The sequence below is a fragment of the Tatumella ptyseos ATCC 33301 genome (assembly GCF_000735525.1).
GTDB classification, from domain to species: domain Bacteria; phylum Pseudomonadota; class Gammaproteobacteria; order Enterobacterales; family Enterobacteriaceae; genus Tatumella; species Tatumella ptyseos.
Genome location: NZ_JMPR01000004.1, coordinates 166,288 through 183,917 on the forward strand (window position 1 = coordinate 166,288; position 17,630 = coordinate 183,917).

The window sequence follows — 17,630 nt, forward strand, 5'->3', positions numbered from 1 at the left end:
TGCTGACGGTTGTCTCCTTCGGGATTAATAAGGTGCTGAACCTTCCACCATTCGAACAAAAGATAATCAGGAAAGTGAAAATTAACCACCGGGTAAACCTATACATCACTGAAGCCAGCGCAGGAACCACTACAGCATTCTCATATCGCTTCTATTGTATGATGCATCCAAAGACGATAAAGCATTTATGGCCCATCCGGAGGATGACAGAAAGCCCTTCATGATCACTTCGGATAAAGATGCATTGTAAATGGTCGTAAACCCGGAGCTATCAAACTCCGGGCCCTGATGTTAAATGGCTAATTTTGACATAAGGAAAACATCCTGGATACTCACCATTTTTCAATGCAGCATTTCTCTTCTTACCTTCAATCTCGAAACCTAAGTTTTCATAAAGCCTGATTGCTGAATCATTGCTAGCAAATACTTCTAACTCAAGACGCTTAGCTGCCAGCCATTGAAATGCATACTCCTGACAGAAAAGAATCAACTGCTTTCCTATACCTTTCCCTGAATGATTTATATCAACGGCAACACCAAAAGAAACAACATGCCTGAGTCTTACATGCTGTTGAGTAAAAATTACCAGCTCACCGACGACAACGCCTTCGATCTCAGCGACAAAACCAATCCATCCCTTTTCGGTATAGTTTTGAATTCGACTTTCCCAATAACTCAGCGATGGAGCAGGGAGTTGCAACATATTTTCCTGAACATTTTTTTGGCTATATATACTTTTTAGCTGCTCTGCATCTTTCAACTCAACAGCTCGTATTACGATATCCATTAAACACCCCATCTCTATTTTTAGACATCACATTCAACATAAGCCCTTTTGCACGCACATCCCGAACGCCCTCAGAGCGATTCTGAGGCTGAAACTATAACTCCCCTGAATTGCGCTGGTGAACATTGAGAAGGTGAATAGTCATAGGTATGTTCAACAGGCTCAGGGCTTCAGGCGTGAAACTCAGGATGCTGTACGAAACAACAAATATTCTCTTAATGAAAAAACGAAAAAACTGATAGTTGTTTCTCTATTACCCCGGATATCGGGCTGTTCTGCCCCCCGGGAGCCATGTGTAAGGTGTGTTTTTTTAACTCGCGGTCGAGCGGAAAAAATAATTAGCTCAGAATATCCGGAAGTAAGATCACCACGATAAGAAAATAAAAAAATTCCCCACGACAAAGATATGCCAGAGGATAACATAAGGCTGGGTCAACATTCGTTGCAAGGCCATGCACCCTTTGCCCGGTCGCCCGCAGCGGATTACAGGCAGCATGCCTTATTACAAAGCGAACGGAATATTCACCGTGCTGACACAAACAAATTATCCGGTTCCCCGGTTATCCGCTCTGAGCAGATTCCGCCCGTCATACGTACAGTAGTTTCAGTTGCCGCGTGGCAGCGGACGGATTAAGGCCCGAAGGCGCGGGCCTTAACAATCCCCGCCTGGCGCAGGTCCTCGCTGTCCCCTCACTTATCGCTCCGGCCTGACGGCCCGCCCGGATTCGCCGTCCTGGCTCAACCGTGCTTTCGCCGGCGTCCATGCCGGCTCTGCCTGGCCGTCACTCTGCGTTCGGCGCTGCGGATAGCGCCCCAAAACCTTCCACCGGAGCATCGCCACTGTTTCCCGATTTTAAAACAAAACCATAATTCGCTTTTCCTCGGATGTTTGCACCGGTGGTCGGGCGACATCGCACCGCTGAGCGAGCGAATATGGCCAGGACGAGCCGCAGGGACGCGGCGAGAGGTCATGCTGAGCAGGAGCGAATCATGACCGGTCCGTAAAGGACATATGAGTAAGTGAAGGTACCGCGCAGCGGCGGGCAGGCTTGTCGCAAGGCCGGGAGTGCAGAGGGCGCGGCCATGCGCCCTTTGCCCGGTCGCCTGCGGCGGGACTCAGACAGCAAGCCTTATTACAAAGTGAACGGAACACTCACCGCACTGATCAAAAAACACACAGATAAACCGAACACTCACAAACCTGAGACAAAAATCCCCCGGTTTTCTCCGGGCCACCCACCCGGTGACTTACCGCGACATCGCACCGCTGAGCGAGTGAATGTGGCCAGGGCGAGCCGCAGGGACGCGGCGAGAGGTCATGCTGAGCAGGAGCGAATCATGACCGGTCCGTAAAGGACATATGAGTAAGTGAAGGTACCGCGTAGCGGCGGGCAGGCTTGTCGCAAGGCCGGGAGTGCAGAGGGCGCGGCCATGCGCCCTTTGCCCGGTCGCCCCCGGTGGGGCTAAGGCAGCATGCCTTATTATAAAGCGAACGGAATACTCATCGTGCTGATAAGAAAAAACAACGGACGAACTCTTTACCCACAAACCAGAGACAAAAATTTTATCCGCTTTTCCGCGGATGCCAACACCGTTGGTCGGGCGACATCGCACCGCTGAGCGAGCGAATATGTCCAGGACGAGCCGCAGGGACGCGGCGAGAGGTCACGCTGAGCAGGAGCGAATCGTGACCGGTCCGTCAAGGACAAATGAGTGAGCGAAGGTACCGCGCCAGCGGCGGGCAGGCTTGTCGCAAGGCCCGGAGTGCAGAGGGCGCGGCCTGGCGCCCTTTGCCCGATCGCCCACGGCGGGGCTAAGACAGCATGCCTTATCACAAAGCGAACGGAACACTCACGGTCTGATCATTAAAAAACCTGATCCGGTTTTCCCCGGCTCCCCAATCAGCCACTTTCCCTTACCCTCCGGGGCAAGGTATCATCCCTGCCGACCCCGAAACCCGGAGAAAGGCCGACATGGACCCGCGAAAAATTATTGTTGAACTCTACCCCGCGCTGACCCCGGAACTGCAAAAAGCCGCGGAGTTTGTCCTGGAACACAGCAGCGAGCTGGTGGTGCTGTCAATGCGCGCCTTTGCCGGGAGTGCAGGCGTTAAACCTGCCACTCTGCTGCGGCTGGCTCAACGCCTGGGGTATCAGGGCTGGGGGGAACTCAAATCGGCCTTTATACAATCCCTGGGACTGGCGGATGATAGCTATGCTTCACGGGCCTACGGATTGCAGGATAAAGAACAGCACCCGGCGTTGTATGATGAAGTCTTTTCTGCCTTCGGTACTAACCTGCAACAGACCAGGGATAATAACCGGGAAGCCCTGGAGCAAGCCGTTACCCTGCTGGATAATGCCTCACATGTCTATATCTGCGGATTCCGCGCCAGCTTCTCTGTCGCCTGGTCACTGCATTATATTTATCGTCTCTTTCACCGGCACGTCTCGCTGATTGACGGGCTGGCCAATAATCAGGAGATTTTTACCCGGGAGATCAGTGCCGATGATGTGGTGATGATCAGCGGTTTCGCGCCTTACTCCCGCGAAACGCTGCAAATCATCGCGTATGCACAAGCTGCCGGGGCGACGCTGATTGCAGTGACAGATTCGGCAGTGTCCCCGCTGGCACAGGCGGCTGCCTGTACCCTGCTTTTTTCCACCCATAGCCCGTCATTTTTCCCCTCTGTTGTTTCTGCGATGGGACTTGCCGAATGTCTTATGGCTGCGCTGGTCGCCAGACATGGCGAAGACGCTATCCGTCGCATAGAAAGTGCTGAACGCTATCTGATTGATTCCGGGACCTATATCCTCCCCGGGAAACAGAGCTCCTAAAAATGATCCATTTGAATCATTAATTGATTGAATGATTCAAATGGATCTGAGAGTATGATCCCTGTCCGGGGGGGAGTTCCCCTGCTTATCGCCGCCACAGGATCACTATGAGCCATATTATTCACCGCAGTCTGAAGGTTACCCCCCCTGTTGCCGCCTCTGCACAAGGGGTGTGGATCACCGATCGTTCCGGAAAACGTTACCTTGATGCCTGCGGCGGAGCAGCCGTTTCCTGCCTGGGTCATGGTCATCCTGATGTGCTGGCGGCCCTGCATCAGCAGATTGATACGCTGGCTTATGCACATACCGGATTTTTTACCAGTGATGCCGCGGAGCAACTGGCCGACCAGTTGGTACGTACGGCTCCCGGGGATCTGAATTCTGTTTATTTCGTTTCCGGGGGTTCTGAAGCGGTAGAAACGGCACTGAAACTGGCCAGGCAGTATTGCGTGGAAACCGGGCAACCTGAAAAAACCACCTTTATCGGCCGCCGTCAGAGCTACCACGGGAATACGCTGGGTGCCCTCGCCGTCGGAGGCAATGAGTGGCGTCGTAAGCAATTTGCCCCTCTGCTGATGGATGTGGCGCGGGTCTCTGCCTGTAATGCCTACCGTGATCGCCTGCCGGAAGAAAGCGAACAACAGTATACCCAACGTCTGCTGAACGAACTGGAACAGACCATTCTTGATACCGGTGCGGACAAAATTATCGGTTTTATCGCCGAAACCGTCAGCGGCGCCACGACCGGTGCTGTACCGCCGACCCCGGGGTATTTCGCGGGGGTAAGGAAACTTTGTGACAAATATGGCCTGTTGTACATCGCTGATGAAGTGATGTGCGGTATGGGCCGGACCGGAACACTGCATGCTTTTGAACAGGACAATGTGGTCCCGGATATCGTAACAGTGGCGAAAGGACTGGGCGGCGGATATCAACCGATTGGCGCCGTACTGGTCAGCGATAAAGTTATGGAACCGCTGCGTAACGGTAGCGGAATGTTCCAGCATGGTCATACCTATATCTGCCATCCTACCGCCGCCGCGGCAGCGCTGGCCGTCCAGCAGGTGATCGAGCGGGAAAACTTATTGAATCGCGTGCAACACCAGGGAAATTATCTGCTACAGCAATTACATGCCGAACTGGCCGGTCTGGATTTTGTCGGAGATACCCGCGGACGCGGATTATTCGCCGGCGTCGAACTGGTCAGGGATAAAACAACAAAAACGGCATTCGATCCTGCACACAAATTGCATGCTGCCATCAAAAGTGCCTGCCTGGAAAAAGGACTGATGGTCTACCCGATGGGCGGTACGATTGACGGACAGCAAGGGGATCACATCCTTATTGCTCCGCCTTTTATTATTGAACAGTCGCAGCTCGATTTTGTGGTGGGCACACTGAAACAGGTCATTATCCGGGAAACCGCTAAAGCGGCGGGACAGTCATGATGGCACGAACTCACCGCCTGCCTGACCTGGCCCCGGAAGCGTGGACGCCCGGACAACGTCTCTTAGCAGAAGAGGTGATCAATGGCCCGCGGGGGGCACTGCTGCCCCCGTTTCAGGCATTGCTGCGCAGTCCCGAGCTGATGTCACATGTCCAGCGTTTGGGCGAGTATCTGCGCTACCGGAGTGCCATCGGACAAAGGCTTTCCGAGCTGGCGATTCTGCTCACCGCCAGGCACTGGTCTCAGCCGGTGGAGTGGGAGATCCATGCGCCGGTGGCACAGCAACAGGGGATTTCTGCCGCCGCTATTCTGGCGATCCGCAATCAGCAACAACCTGCCCCGGATGACTTAGCCGCAGATGAATGGCTGGTGTACCACTTCTGTCAGCAGCTACACCGACAGCAGGAAGTCAGCGATAGCCTGTGGCATGAAGCAGTGAGCCATTTTGGTGAAACTGCCGTGATGGATCTGATTGGCGTCAATGGCTATTACTCTCTGCTCGCTATGGTCATGAACTGTGCCGGAACGCCCCCCTCGTCAATGCCTGACGGTTTTTAGTCAACCGCCGGGAGGCACCAAAAAGATCCTCCCGCTTCCAAAATGGGGCACCAAAAAAGTGCCCCCTGAACATATCACCCTATAAGTAAAAGTTATTGCCCCTTTTTTCTGAAATCTGTCAGCCGTGAGTCGCCGGGTAATATTAAAAAACATTAAAAATCATAATATTACTTTTCACTCTCCTTTCTTATCAGAAAGGAAAAATAGTGGCACATATATTGCTTTTATCACTATGACTGACACACATCATCCGATCTATACAAAGGAATCGCTATGCTGAAAACAATAAATACTGTCGGGATTTCATTAGCTTTACTGGCCGGAGCATTCAGTTTTAATGCGATGGCAAAAGATAAGTTAACCGTCGGCGTGGATACTGCGTTTGTTCCGTTTGAATTTAAACAAGGCGATAAGTACGTCGGATTTGATATCGATTTGTGGAATGCCATTGCGAAAAAAATGGACGTCGATTACACCCTGCAACCGATGGATTTCAGTGGTCTGATCCCGGGTCTGCAGTCGCGTAATATCGATGTTGCCATGGCGGGTATCACCATTACACCGGTTCGCGCTCAGGTCGTGGATTTCAGCTCCCCATACTATAACGCTGACCTGCTGATGGCAGTGAAAAGCTTAGCGACCGGCATCACTAAGTTCAGTGATCTGGCCGGTAAACGTGTTGGTCTGAAACAAGGGACTGCGGCAGCCAGCTTTATGAAAGCACACGTAAAAGCCGATTACGTTGAGTTCCCGAACATCGACAATGCTTACCTCGATCTGCAGGCCGGTAATATTGATGCCGTTGTTCACGACTCACCAAACGTTCTTTACTACGTGAAAACAGCCGGTGACGGAAAAATTAAAGCCACCGGTGAAACCGACAGCGTGCTGCCGCAGCAGTATGGTTTTGCCCTGCAGAAAAACAGCCCTTACACCGCCCGTGTCGATGCTGCACTGAAAGCATTACGTGCTGACGGTACCTATAACAAAATTTATCTGAAATGGTTCGATAAAGAACCTAAGTAAGTTTTTGGGCCAGCGATGGCTGGCCCCGTTTTTTTACACTGTACGGGTAATACTATGAATTTTGACATCAGTTATGTCTGGCAAGCCGTGCCAATACTCTTGCAAGGGTTAAAGCTGACCCTCTTTATTTCTATTGTCGGCCTGATGGGCGGCTTTGTTATCGGCCTGGCTGCCGGTGTTTGTCGCGCACTGGGCGGCAGGGTGTCAAAAGCGTTATCACTGGTTTTTGTCGAACTTATCCGCGGCACCCCGATTATGGTGCAGGTGATGTTTATTTACTTCGCCCTGCCGTTAGCGCTGCCGGTTCACATTGAACCGATCACCGCCGCTGTCGTCACGATTATGATTAACTCCGGCGCTTATATTGCTGAGATCACCCGTGGCGCGATTTTATCGATTAATAAAGGTTTTAAAGAAGCCGGACTGGCCATGGGATTATCTTCCCGCGCCACCACATGGCATATCATCATGCCCCTGGCTCTGCGTCGTATGATCCCGGCGCTCGGTAATCAGTGGATCATCAGTATTAAAGACACCTCACTGTTTATCGTGATTGGGGTGGCTGAACTGACCCGTCAGGGCCAGGAAATTATTGCCGGAAACTTCCGCGCACTCGAAGTATGGACAGCGGTAGCAGCACTTTATCTGATTGTGACTCTGTGTCTGAGCTTCCTGCTTAAAAGACTGGAAAAAAGGATGCATATCTTATGAGTATGGTTGAATTTCAAAATGTCTCGAAAAATTTTGGCTCAACACAGGTGCTGCATGATATCAATCTGAAGATTGATGCCGGCGAAGTCGTGGTGATCATTGGCCCGTCCGGGTCCGGTAAATCAACGTTATTACGCTGTATCAACAAACTGGAAGAGATCTCTTCCGGCGCACTTATCGTCGCCGGAATGCATATGACCGACCCGCACGTGAATGAATGTGATATTCGTCGTGAAGCCGGCATGGTCTTCCAGCAGTTTCACCTGTTCCCGCATCTGACGGCGCTGGAAAACGTGATGTTTGGCCCTCTTCGTGTCCGCCATACCAGCAAAGCGGAAGCCCGTGAGCAGGCGATGGCACTGCTGACACGTGTCGGTCTGGCAAGCCGGGCCGATCACTACCCTTCAGAGCTTTCCGGCGGCCAGCAGCAACGTGTTGCCATCGCCAGAGCCCTGGCGGTGAAACCCCAGATGATGCTGTTTGATGAACCAACCTCTGCACTGGACCCTGAATTACGCCATGAAGTGCTGCAGGTGATGCGCTCTCTGGCCGAAGAAGGCATGACCATGGTGATTGTTACCCATGAAATCGGCTTTGCCCGCGATGTTGCCTCTCGCCTGATCTTTATTGATGGCGGAACGATTGCAGAAGACGGCGAGCCGGCAGAACTGATCGAGAGCGGTAAAGGCTGCGCGCGTTTGCAGGAATTCCTGCAGCACGTATCGTAATCTTTCCGGACAGGCACCCGTTTATGAAAAAACTCACATTCCGTGGCGATACCTTCACTATCGGAAAACAACTGGGCCAGGCGGGGCACACTGCCTGGCACCAGGAGCTTACGCTGACGCCTCTGTGGCAGACTGTCACCGCCCTTAAAGATTCCGCACAGGCACAGGTCATGGCGGCGGCAGTAAAGCAGCACTATCCGGACATCTGGCTTGAAATTGAGGGCCTGGCTTGCGGGCTGGAGGCGGATACTGATGAAGTGTTTGCCTGGAACTGTCGCGGGGATCTGGTACGTTCCACGTCCGATGGTTGTACCACCCTGGCCGGGCGTAATGAACATGATGACATCGTCATTGCACATAATGAAGATGGCTTCCCGCAGTTACGTGATGCGTGTTTCCTGGCAGAGGTGATACCGGATCAGGGCGTGTCTTACCTGAGTTTCGCCTACCCTGGCTCTCTGTGCGGACATACGTTTTCTGTAAATCAGTACGGCATTGTCAATACCGTCAATAATATCCGTGCGATTGAACGCCCTGAGGGACTGCCTCGTCAGGTGCTGGCCAGAGCGGCGCTGAATGCTGTGAGCCTGGACCAGGCGGTAGCAGTTCTTACCTCTCCGGACCGGGCAGGCGCATTCCATCACATGCTGGCCAGTGCCGGTGATTCGCGGATCTTCAGTATTGAAGCGACCGGCACTGGCTGCAGTATTCTGCCGTTAAAAGTCAGTACCGGACACGCGAATCATCTGGTCCATCCGCAACAGCAGGCGACGGAACAGGTGATCACCGACAGTTCTGCGGCGCGTCAGCAGGTGATTGAAGCATTGCTGGCTACAGACGAGACACTGTCGGCTAAGCGTAGCCTGATGATCCTTTCTGACCAGAGTCAGGAGGCACTTCCGGTTTACCGCCTGGCGGCAGATGACCCGGATCAGGAAAATACCCTGGCGACAGCGTTGTTTGAACTCAGTGATGAGGGCGTCAGCTGGTCAGTCTATGGTAAGGATCGCCAGCAACCGGTACTGGAAGGTAACATCTTACGCGGCTCAGCGACGATCTGAACCCCGGGTATTTTGTCAGAGGCTGCTATCGCAGCCTTTTTTATTGTGCCCGGGCCACCCGCAACTCCGCAGTTATCCCTTGCCGGTATGCATACTGACTTTCTGAATACCGGATAAAGATCACCCTCAGTCGGCCATGGCTCTGCCTGGCGTGAGTGCATCACCGGTGGTTTAAGGAAAAAATACAGAGTGAAAGACATTGAGTTCGCAGGGAGAGTGGGTCTGCTACCAGGCTGCCGGCAGGCAGCCCGTGGTTAACTCACTGGCAGGAAAGAAACTTATTTATTCAGTTCAGCCGTCATATGCACACAGTTTTTCACGGTCGCTTCGGTAATTCTGTAAGAGTCACCGCTCTTATGCGCCTGCGCCGCGATTTGTGCTTCAGCATCATCCAGTGTCCCGGCGGTGGTGGTGATAGTCTGAGCAAAGGTGCCGAAAGAAATCAGAGAAAGGGCGGCAACTGCAACGAAAGTTTTGACAGAGTTCATAAGGATTACCTTTATTCATTTTCACGATAAGGGCCGGTATGGCCCCGATGCGCTGCATGATAGACCGGCAAAGGTACGCTTAAAAGCTGAACGATTTGCTGATCTTATTCAAATAAAATGAATGTCTCTGTGCTATCACGGGCAAGATCTGCAGCCAGAGGGCGTTCCCGGGAACAGAGAACGCTTCAGGCCGTGATCACGGGGCCGCTATGGAAACGTAATTCACTGTCAGCGTCAGTGATCAGCCGGGCTTCCGCTTCACCAATCGTTTGTATCCGGGCCGTAATATCATAAGGCGAAATCTGCCAGGCCAGTGCGAGGTAATCCTGATAATGGCGGGCTTCGGAACGCAGCAGCGACCGATAAAAGCTGGCCAGCCCGGGTTCCAGATAAGGAGCCAGCGCATAAAAGCGTTCGCAGGAGCGTGCTTCAATATAGGCACCACAGATAAGCTTATCGATTAGCGTGTCTGGTTCATGCGTTGTCACTTCACGCAATAATCCCTTCGCATAACGGCTGGCGGTGATTTTATGATACTCAATGCCACGGGACTGCATGATCTCCAGTACCTGATAAAAGTGATGTAATTCTTCTTTAATTAACAACACCATTTTATCAATCAGGTCATCTGCGCCGGGAAAAGCGTCATGCCGGGTAATGTTTTTCCCCAGATGGCGATGGGCATGAATAAAATCACTGTCCGGATGCTCACGGTAGACAAAATTTTCGTACGGTGCCAGCCAGCGCATCAGGGTTTCCGCGCCGGGTTTATCGGCAACGTATTTACGGATAAGCCACGCCGCAGTCTGGGCCGCTTTCAGTTCACAGGTCAGGTGATCGGTTAATAATAGCGGCAGGTTTTCCGGTCTGGATGCTTCATCAATCCAGGCCTGTGGCGTCCGGCAATGTAAAAACTGTAACAGGGGAGCAACGAGAGCGGCGTAATTCATGGTTCAGTGACTTTGAAAATCAGGGCAGATAAAACGCCCTGGCCTCACGATACCGTCAGACCAGGGGAAAAATACCGTCAGAAGAGACCGGTCAGTGGCGGACGGGGGCATCCTCTGCGGAGGTATCTTCGTCATCGCCTTCTTCATCTTCGTCTTCAGCATCCGGATCTTCGAAGTAGGTGCCCCAGCCATCGTAGTCAACGTTATATTTTCCGGCGACTTTGACCAGCTGTTCGATCTGGGCATTGATCAGCTCATCTTTCAGTGCAATTTCACTGATGATATCCACACACATCACGGTGGTGCCATCTTCCAGTTCCAGCTCTTCCGGGTCAGTGACTTCGTAGCCCAGTTTGAATGCATCAACGGCGGCTTTTTCCAGTGCGTCAAAGCTGTCGCAGGATAAATGATGTTCTACGGTATAGAGCGCATCCGGATCGCTACCGTCTTCCAGTAATTCTTCAATGATTTCGCGTGTCTCTTCACGCTGTTCTTCCATAAATGCTTCGAATGTCATAGGGAAATTCCTCAGTACGTTCAGGGGTAATATTCCCCGGATAGAAGGGTATTTTCCCACAGCATTACGCGTGGCACTACACTAAAGCACACGATCCCTGAAAATAAGGTTGAAAATGAATATTCATACATATAGATTGAATATTAATTCAGATAATTTATCGCTACCCGGAGTGATGTATGAGTAAGCTGTATCAGCGCCATTTCCTGAGACTGTTAGATTTTACCCCTGCCGAACTGAATGAACTGGTGCAACTGGCCGCCCGGCTAAAGCAGGATAAGAAGCAGGGCAAAGAGTCCCCGTCTCTGCAAGGTAAGAACATCGCGCTCATCTTCGAAAAAGATTCGACCCGTACCCGTTGCTCTTTCGAAGTTGCCGCTTACGATCAGGGAGCCAGAGTTACCTGGCTGGGTGCCAGCGGCAACCAGATTGGCCATAAAGAATCGATTAAAGATACTGCCCGTGTACTGGGCCGCATGTATGACGGCATCCAGTACCGTGGATATGAGCAGGAAATTGTTGAAACACTGGCAGAATATGCCGGTGTCCCGGTATGGAACGGACTGACCACTGAATTTCACCCGACCCAGCTGCTGGCCGATCTGCTGACGATGCAGGAGCATCTGCCAGGCAAAGCCTGGACAGACATGACGCTGGTGTACGTCGGTGATGCCCGTAACAATATGGGCAACAGTATGCTGGAAGCGGCAGCACTGACCGGTCTGGATTTACGCCTGGTGGCACCAAAAGCCTGCTGGCCGGAAGAGGCCCTGGTCGAAGAGTGTCGCCACGCAGCACAAAAGACCGGCGGTAAAATCACGCTGACAGAATCTATCGAAGACGGCGTCAAAGGCGCTGACTTTATCTATACGGATGTCTGGGTGTCGATGGGCGAACCCAAAGAAACCTGGGCCGAACGGATTGCTCTGCTCCGCCCTTATCAGGTGAACGCACAGATGCTGTCACTGACCGGCAACCCTGACGTCAAATTCCTGCACTGTCTGCCTGCGTTCCATGATGATCAGACCAGCATGGGTAAACAAATGGCTGAGCAATACGGTTTCAGCTCAGGGATTGAAGTCACTAACGATGTGTTTGAATCAGAGCACAGTGTTGTCTTTGATCAGGCCGAAAACCGGATGCATACCATTAAAGCGGTGATGGTAGCTACGCTGGGCCAGCAATAACCCGCTGAACAGACGGGCGACGGGATTTACCGTGGTCCGTTCTTTTTTATGATCTTCTGAGTTGATCAACGCATAATTATTTTTTTCCTCCCTGTTTCTTTCTCAACATTTCGTGAATACTATTCATTACTCCTGCATAACCTGAACATTACAGACTTATCCAGGGTGGATAACGAGTTGTTTATTAAAACATAATTTTAAATATCCTCTTCTGATCATAAATATAAAAAACAATTCTTCCGGAAAAGAACGAATAACTATTCCACTGACGTCCCGCGAGAAAAAATAATCACTCTGAAAAATGCATTATTATTCACCCCACAAAATTAAGTCATTATTATTCAAACAGATAGAATAAATAAGCTTTAAAACACATCCCCTTATTCATACCCATATCAATATTTACTCCTGTTTAATGAATATATTTTCATTTTATAAAAACAGAAAAAACACTAATTAATGACGTGAATCATAAACAGGTTAACCAGTGACGGTTCGCTGTTTTTATTTGATTTTCATCACATCTCCCCCCTCTCTGTTTGATTATTTTCTGGATGTTTTCAGTATCAGCACCGGATAATTTTTCCGGTTACGCTGGGTATTTCCACCGATAAGGAGTATCTATGGAAAGGCATTATGTCGGTTCAGAGATTGGCACATTACGCAGCGTTCTGCTGCATCGTCCGAACCTTAGCCTGCAACGGCTGACTCCGGAAAATTGTCAGGATTTATTATTTGATGATGTATTAGACGTCGAACGGGCCGGAAAAGAACATGACCGCTTTGCCGCAGTCCTGCGGGCACAGGGGGTGGAAGTATTATTATTGACCGATTTACTGACCCGGACACTGGATGTTCCTGAAGCAAAACGCTGGTTATTGCAGCAACAGATTTCCGACTACCGCTTAGGCCCGGGCTTTGCTGAAGAGATCCGCAACTGGCTGGGTCAGATGTCTCACCGGGAGCTTGCCCGTCATCTGACCGGGGGACTGACCCGGGATGAAGTCCCTCAGGAAATCTGCAGTATTACCGGTCGCAGTAGCACGACGGATGACTTTATTACCCGCCCTTTGCCCAACCATTTATTTACCCGCGATACCTCATGCTGGATTTATCAGGGGGTCAGCATTAATCCGATGGCAAAAATTGCCAGACAGCGTGAAACCTATAATCTGCGGGCTATCTATCGCTGGCACCCGGCCTTTGCGGGTGGTGACTTTATTAAATATTACGGTGATGAAGATCGTCACTATGACCATGCCACACTGGAAGGTGGCGATGTGCTGGTGGCAGGTCGTGGCAGTGTCCTTATCGGTCTTTCAGAACGTACCACGGCTCAGGGAATCGAATTTCTGGCTCTCTCCCTCTTCCGTCACCATCAGGCAAAACGCGTGGTCGTTATGGAGCTACCGAAACAACGCTCCTGTATGCATCTCGACACCGTGATGACCCACCTGGATATGGACACTTTCTCCGTCTATCCGCAAATCATTAATACCGGCATGCCTTGCTGGATCTTAACGCCTGACGGTAAAGGCGGCTTAATCCGTACAGCAGAAGCGAATTACCTTATCGCGCTGGAAAAAGCCCTGGAGATCGATCAGGTACGGGTGATCACTACCGGCGGCGACCGTTTTGAAGCAGAACGGGAGCAATGGAACGATGCCAACAATGTCCTCACCCTGCGTCCGGGCGTCGTCGTCAGCTACGAGCGTAATTTACGGACCAATGAAAAGTATGACCAGGCCGGGATCACTGTACTGCCAATTGCCGGTGATGAACTCGGACGTGGCCGTGGCGGAGCAAGGTGTATGAGCTGCCCGCTGGAAAGAGACGGGATCTGAATAACAAGGAGAAAAACAGATGGAGAAAAAACCTGTTCTGGTCGTAGCGCTTGGTGGTAATGCACTCCTTAAACGGGGTGAACCACTGGAAGCCGGTATTCAGCAGCAAAATATTCTTATTGCTGCCGGTGTCATTGCTCGTCTGACCGATGAGTGGCGGGTGGTTCTGGTGCACGGCAACGGCCCGCAGGTCGGCCTGCTTGCCTTACAGAATGCGGCGTATTCTGACGTCGCACCCTATCCGCTGGATATTCTGGTCGCAGAAAGTCAGGGAATGGTGGGGTATATGCTGCAACAGGCATTGCGGAATGCACTGCCCTCTCAGGAAGTCACGACCTTGCTGACCCGGGTGACCGTGGATCCCGCTGATCCGGCGTTTCAGGACCCGTGTAAATATATAGGCCCGGTCTATACCTCCGTGCAGGCCGCTGACCTGGCCGCTGAAAAGGGATGGCGTATCAAGCAGGACGGGACAGGTTTTCGCCGCGTCGTACCCTCGCCTGCCCCTCTGGCTATTTCGGAAAGCGCGGCCATCCATACTCTATTGCAGCATGATCATCTGGTCATCTGCAATGGCGGCGGAGGGATCCCTGTGGTGCAGACAGGGCAGACAATGGCGGGCTGCGAAGCGGTGATCGATAAAGATCTTTCTGCTGCCCTGCTCGCCACTCAACTACAGGCCGATGCACTGTTGATCCTGACCGATGCAGATGCCGTCTACCGGGACTGGGGAACACCCTCTCAGGAGGCTATCGGGCAGGTCACCGTCAGTTCGCTGGCAGGCACCCGGTTTGATGCCGGTTCCATGGGGCCGAAAGTGGATGCCTGCTGTCAGTTTGTCAGAACCTGTGGCGGGTATGCCGGTATCGGTTCTCTGCAGGACGGCGGCAGGATCCTCAGCGGACAGAAAGGAACGCTGATCATTCCGGGCTGATGCCCCGCTTTACTCCCTGCTGTCTGCCTTCATCCGGCAGACAGTCTTCCCCTGAAAATAAGGATATTCACTATGTCAGTCACATTGAAAAACCGTCACTTCCTGAAACTGCTGGATTATAGCGCCGATGAAATTCATTACCTGCTGACGCTGGCCCGTCAGCTTAAACATGACAAACGTTGTGGTCAGGAACGTCCCCGACTGACCGGTAAAAATATCGCGCTGATCTTCGAAAAGAGTTCCACCCGCACCCGCTGTGCGTTTGAAGTCGCGGCTTTCGACCAGGGAGCACAGGTCACTTATCTGGGGCCTTCCGGTTCCCAGATTGGCCACAAAGAATCGATGAAAGACACGGCCCGGGTTCTGGGGCGTATGTATGACGGTATCGAGTACCGTGGGTTTGGGCAGAAGATAGTCGAAGAACTGGCAGATAATGCCGGCGTACCGGTCTGGAACGGCCTGACCGATGAGTTCCATCCCACCCAGATCCTGGCGGATTTAATGACCATGCTGGAACATGCGCCCGGCCGGTCGCTTAACTCGTTACGGTTTGCTTATCTGGGCGATGCCCGCAACAACATGGGGAATTCCCTGATGGCCGGCGCGGCCATTATGGGTATGGATATTCGTCTGGTCGCTCCGCGGGCTTTCTGGCCGGACGAAGCACTGGTCAGCCGGTGTCGTCACATTGCAGCCACCAGCGGAGCCCGTATCACTCTTACCGAATCGGTGGCTGAGGGTGTGAAAGATGTCGACTTTCTCTACACCGATGTCTGGGTATCGATGGGTGAACCGAAAGAGGCCTGGGCGGAGCGTGTCAGCCTGATGACTCCCTACCAGGTCAATCAGCAGGTGGTTGAAGCTACCGGCAATCCGCAGGTGAAATTTATGCACTGTCTGCCCGCGTTCCATAACGAACAAACGACGGTCGGGCGGGAAATCGAAGAGACTTTCGGGCTGAAAGGGCTGGAAGTCAGTGAGGAGGTTTTTGAGTCTGCCCGGTCGATTGTTTTCGATGAAGCAGAAAACCGTATGCACACGATTAAAGCCGTGATGGTGGCAACCCTGGCCGATTAACTGACCGAACGCAGGTACGGCTTGTCCGGCGTACCTGCAGGGAGAGTGACATGAAAAAACTTAAATTCCCTTCTGCATATACCATTCTGTTCGGGCTGATTATTCTGGTGGCCGGACTGAGCTGGATAATTCCCGCCGGTCAGTACCGGATGGAGATGAATCCCCGTCTGGAGCAGGAAGTCCCTGTCGCCGGAACCTATCATACCGTCGCCTCCAACCCTCAGGGGATCACCGATATTTTTCTGGCACCGATAGACGGGCTTTGGGATCACAAGACAGGGGAAGCCGGTGCCATTGATGTTGCACTCTTTATTCTCATCATTGGTGGCTTTCTGGGAGTCACCAATAAAACCGGGGCGATCGATGCCGGGATCCAGCGAGTCATGTTACGACTGAAGGGAAAAGAAGAGTGGATGATCCCAATTCTGATGGGGCTGTTCGCGCTGGGCGGCACTATCTACGGGATGGCAGAAGAATCCCTGCCATTTTACTCTCTGCTGGTCCCGGTCATGATGGCCGCCGGTTTTGATCCGCTGGTCGCCGCATCTACCGTATTGCTGGGGGCCGGTATCGGCACGCTGGGGTCCACCATCAACCCGTTTGCTACCGTGATTGCCTCTAACGCCGCAGGAATACCGTTCACTGACGGGATTATGCTGCGGGTGGCGATGCTGGTCAGCGGCTGGTTGCTGTGTGTGTGGTGGGTACGCCGCTATGCACTCAGGATCCGCAAAGACCCCGGGCTCTCCATCGTTGCCGACCAGGCTGACGAAAACCGCCGCTACTTTCTGTCTCAGCAGACCGGAGAGAGTCTGGAATTCACTCTGAAACGGAAGATCATTCTGGTGCTGTTCGCGGTGGCGTTTGTCATTATGATTTACGGTGTCGCGGTACAGGGCTGGTGGATGGGAGAAATTTCCGCCATGTTCCTCGCGGCGGCCATTCTTGTGGCTCTGGTGGCAGGTATGAGTGAAGAAACCTTCACTACCACCTTTATCGACGGGGCTCGCGATCTGCTGGGAGTCGCGCTGATTATCGGTATCGCCCGCGGCATTGTCGTGATCATGGATAATGGCATGATCACCCATACTCTGCTGAACGCTGCAGAGCATATGGTCAGCGGCTTACCGGCGGTCATCTTTATCAACGTCACCTGGCTTATTGAAGTGGTGCTGTCCTTCCTGGTGCCATCGTCTTCCGGACTGGCGGTACTGAGTATGCCGGTACTGGCTCCTCTGGCCGACTTCACAGGCACCGGGCGCGAGATAGTCGTCAGTGCCTATCAGTCAGCTTCCGGGCTGGTTAACCTGATAACACCGACGTCAGCGGTGGTCATGGGCGGGCTGGCGATTGCCAGAGTACCTTATGTCCGTTACCTGAAATGGGTCGCACCGTTGATGGTGATCCTTGTGATACTGAATATAGTCCTGCTCAGTGTCTCTGCGTTACTATAACTGACAAAGGCCCCTGACTCAGTG

Annotated in this window: 16 protein-coding genes; 12 read left to right on the forward strand and 4 right to left on the reverse strand. The window is 52.3% G+C overall.

Annotated features, from left to right (window positions below):
• Positions 1–271: 271 nt before the first annotated feature.
• Positions 272–787, reverse strand: coding sequence for a GNAT family N-acetyltransferase (locus GTPT_RS00805; protein ID WP_051170706.1), 516 nt, complete (start codon positions 785–787; stop codon positions 272–274).
• A gap of 1,973 nt (positions 788–2,760) precedes the next feature.
• On the opposite strand from GTPT_RS00805, the gene GTPT_RS00810 reads away from it, so the two are divergent.
• The 7 genes from GTPT_RS00810 to GTPT_RS00840 all read left to right on the forward strand — a co-directional run bounded on the left by GTPT_RS00810 (position 2,761) and on the right by GTPT_RS00840 (position 9,155).
• Positions 2,761–3,624, forward strand: coding sequence for a MurR/RpiR family transcriptional regulator (locus GTPT_RS00810; protein ID WP_025903902.1), 864 nt, complete (start codon positions 2,761–2,763; stop codon positions 3,622–3,624).
• 107 nt (positions 3,625–3,731) lie between these two features.
• Positions 3,732–5,072, forward strand: coding sequence for an aspartate aminotransferase family protein (locus GTPT_RS00815; RefSeq protein WP_029989745.1), 1,341 nt, complete (start codon positions 3,732–3,734; stop codon positions 5,070–5,072).
• Positions 5,069–5,629, forward strand: a complete 561-nt coding sequence (locus GTPT_RS00820) for a carboxymuconolactone decarboxylase family protein (protein WP_241964865.1) — start codon at positions 5,069–5,071, stop codon at positions 5,627–5,629. Before GTPT_RS00815 ends, GTPT_RS00820 begins: the two co-directional genes overlap by 4 nt.
• 273 nt (positions 5,630–5,902) lie before the next feature.
• Entirely contained in the window at positions 5,903–6,655 is a 753-nt protein-coding gene (glnH, locus tag GTPT_RS00825) for a glutamine ABC transporter substrate-binding protein GlnH (RefSeq protein WP_071780093.1), read from the forward strand.
• Between the two features lie 54 nt (positions 6,656–6,709).
• Positions 6,710–7,366 carry a glutamine ABC transporter permease GlnP gene (gene glnP / locus GTPT_RS00830; RefSeq protein ID WP_025903898.1) on the forward strand — a complete coding sequence of 219 codons (657 nt, stop codon included), beginning with the start codon at positions 6,710–6,712 and terminating at the stop codon, positions 7,364–7,366.
• 2 nt (positions 7,367–7,368) lie between these two features.
• Positions 7,369–8,094, forward strand: coding sequence for a glutamine ABC transporter ATP-binding protein GlnQ (gene glnQ / locus GTPT_RS00835; RefSeq protein WP_025903897.1), 726 nt, complete (start codon positions 7,369–7,371; stop codon positions 8,092–8,094).
• 23 nt (positions 8,095–8,117) lie between these two features.
• A complete protein-coding gene (locus GTPT_RS00840) occupies positions 8,118–9,155 on the forward strand; it encodes an acyl-CoA--6-aminopenicillanic acid acyl-transferase (protein ID WP_029989740.1) in 1,038 nt (345 codons plus the stop codon).
• Positions 9,156–9,433: 278 nt separating this feature from the next.
• On the opposite strand, the gene GTPT_RS00845 is transcribed toward GTPT_RS00840, so the two are convergent.
• From GTPT_RS00845 to rraB, 3 genes are all read right to left on the reverse strand, one after another.
• Positions 9,434–9,643, reverse strand: a complete 210-nt coding sequence (locus GTPT_RS00845) for a YdgH/BhsA/McbA-like domain containing protein (protein ID WP_025903895.1) — start codon at positions 9,641–9,643, stop codon at positions 9,434–9,436.
• A 185-nt stretch (positions 9,644–9,828) separates the two neighbouring features.
• Positions 9,829–10,593: a tRNA isopentenyl-2-thiomethyl-A-37 hydroxylase MiaE gene (miaE, locus tag GTPT_RS00850; protein ID WP_025903894.1), complete on the reverse strand. Its 765-nt coding sequence runs from the start codon at positions 10,591–10,593 to the stop codon at positions 9,829–9,831.
• Positions 10,594–10,684: 91 nt separating this feature from the next.
• Positions 10,685–11,110: a ribonuclease E inhibitor RraB gene (rraB, locus tag GTPT_RS00855; protein ID WP_025903893.1), complete on the reverse strand. Its 426-nt coding sequence runs from the start codon at positions 11,108–11,110 to the stop codon at positions 10,685–10,687.
• 179 nt (positions 11,111–11,289) lie between these two features.
• Between rraB and argF (GTPT_RS00860) the strand changes: the two genes are divergently transcribed.
• The 5 genes from argF (GTPT_RS00860) to GTPT_RS00880 all read left to right on the forward strand — a co-directional run bounded on the left by argF (GTPT_RS00860) (position 11,290) and on the right by GTPT_RS00880 (position 17,606).
• Entirely contained in the window at positions 11,290–12,297 is a 1,008-nt protein-coding gene (gene argF, locus GTPT_RS00860; protein ID WP_029989738.1) for an ornithine carbamoyltransferase, read from the forward strand.
• A 623-nt stretch (positions 12,298–12,920) separates the two neighbouring features.
• The gene (gene arcA, locus GTPT_RS00865) at positions 12,921–14,141 is read left to right on the forward strand and encodes an arginine deiminase (protein WP_029989737.1); all 1,221 of its coding nucleotides are present in this window, start codon (positions 12,921–12,923) and stop codon (positions 14,139–14,141) included.
• Positions 14,142–14,160: 19 nt separating this feature from the next.
• Positions 14,161–15,075: a carbamate kinase gene (gene arcC / locus GTPT_RS00870; protein ID WP_025903890.1), complete on the forward strand. Its 915-nt coding sequence runs from the start codon at positions 14,161–14,163 to the stop codon at positions 15,073–15,075.
• Positions 15,076–15,147: 72 nt separating this feature from the next.
• On the forward strand, positions 15,148–16,152 hold the full coding sequence (gene argF / locus GTPT_RS00875) for an ornithine carbamoyltransferase (protein ID WP_029989735.1): 1,005 nt from the start codon (positions 15,148–15,150) through the stop codon (positions 16,150–16,152).
• Positions 16,153–16,202: 50 nt separating this feature from the next.
• Positions 16,203–17,606, forward strand: coding sequence for a YfcC family protein (locus GTPT_RS00880; protein ID WP_025903888.1), 1,404 nt, complete (start codon positions 16,203–16,205; stop codon positions 17,604–17,606).
• Positions 17,607–17,630: the final 24 nt, after the last annotated feature.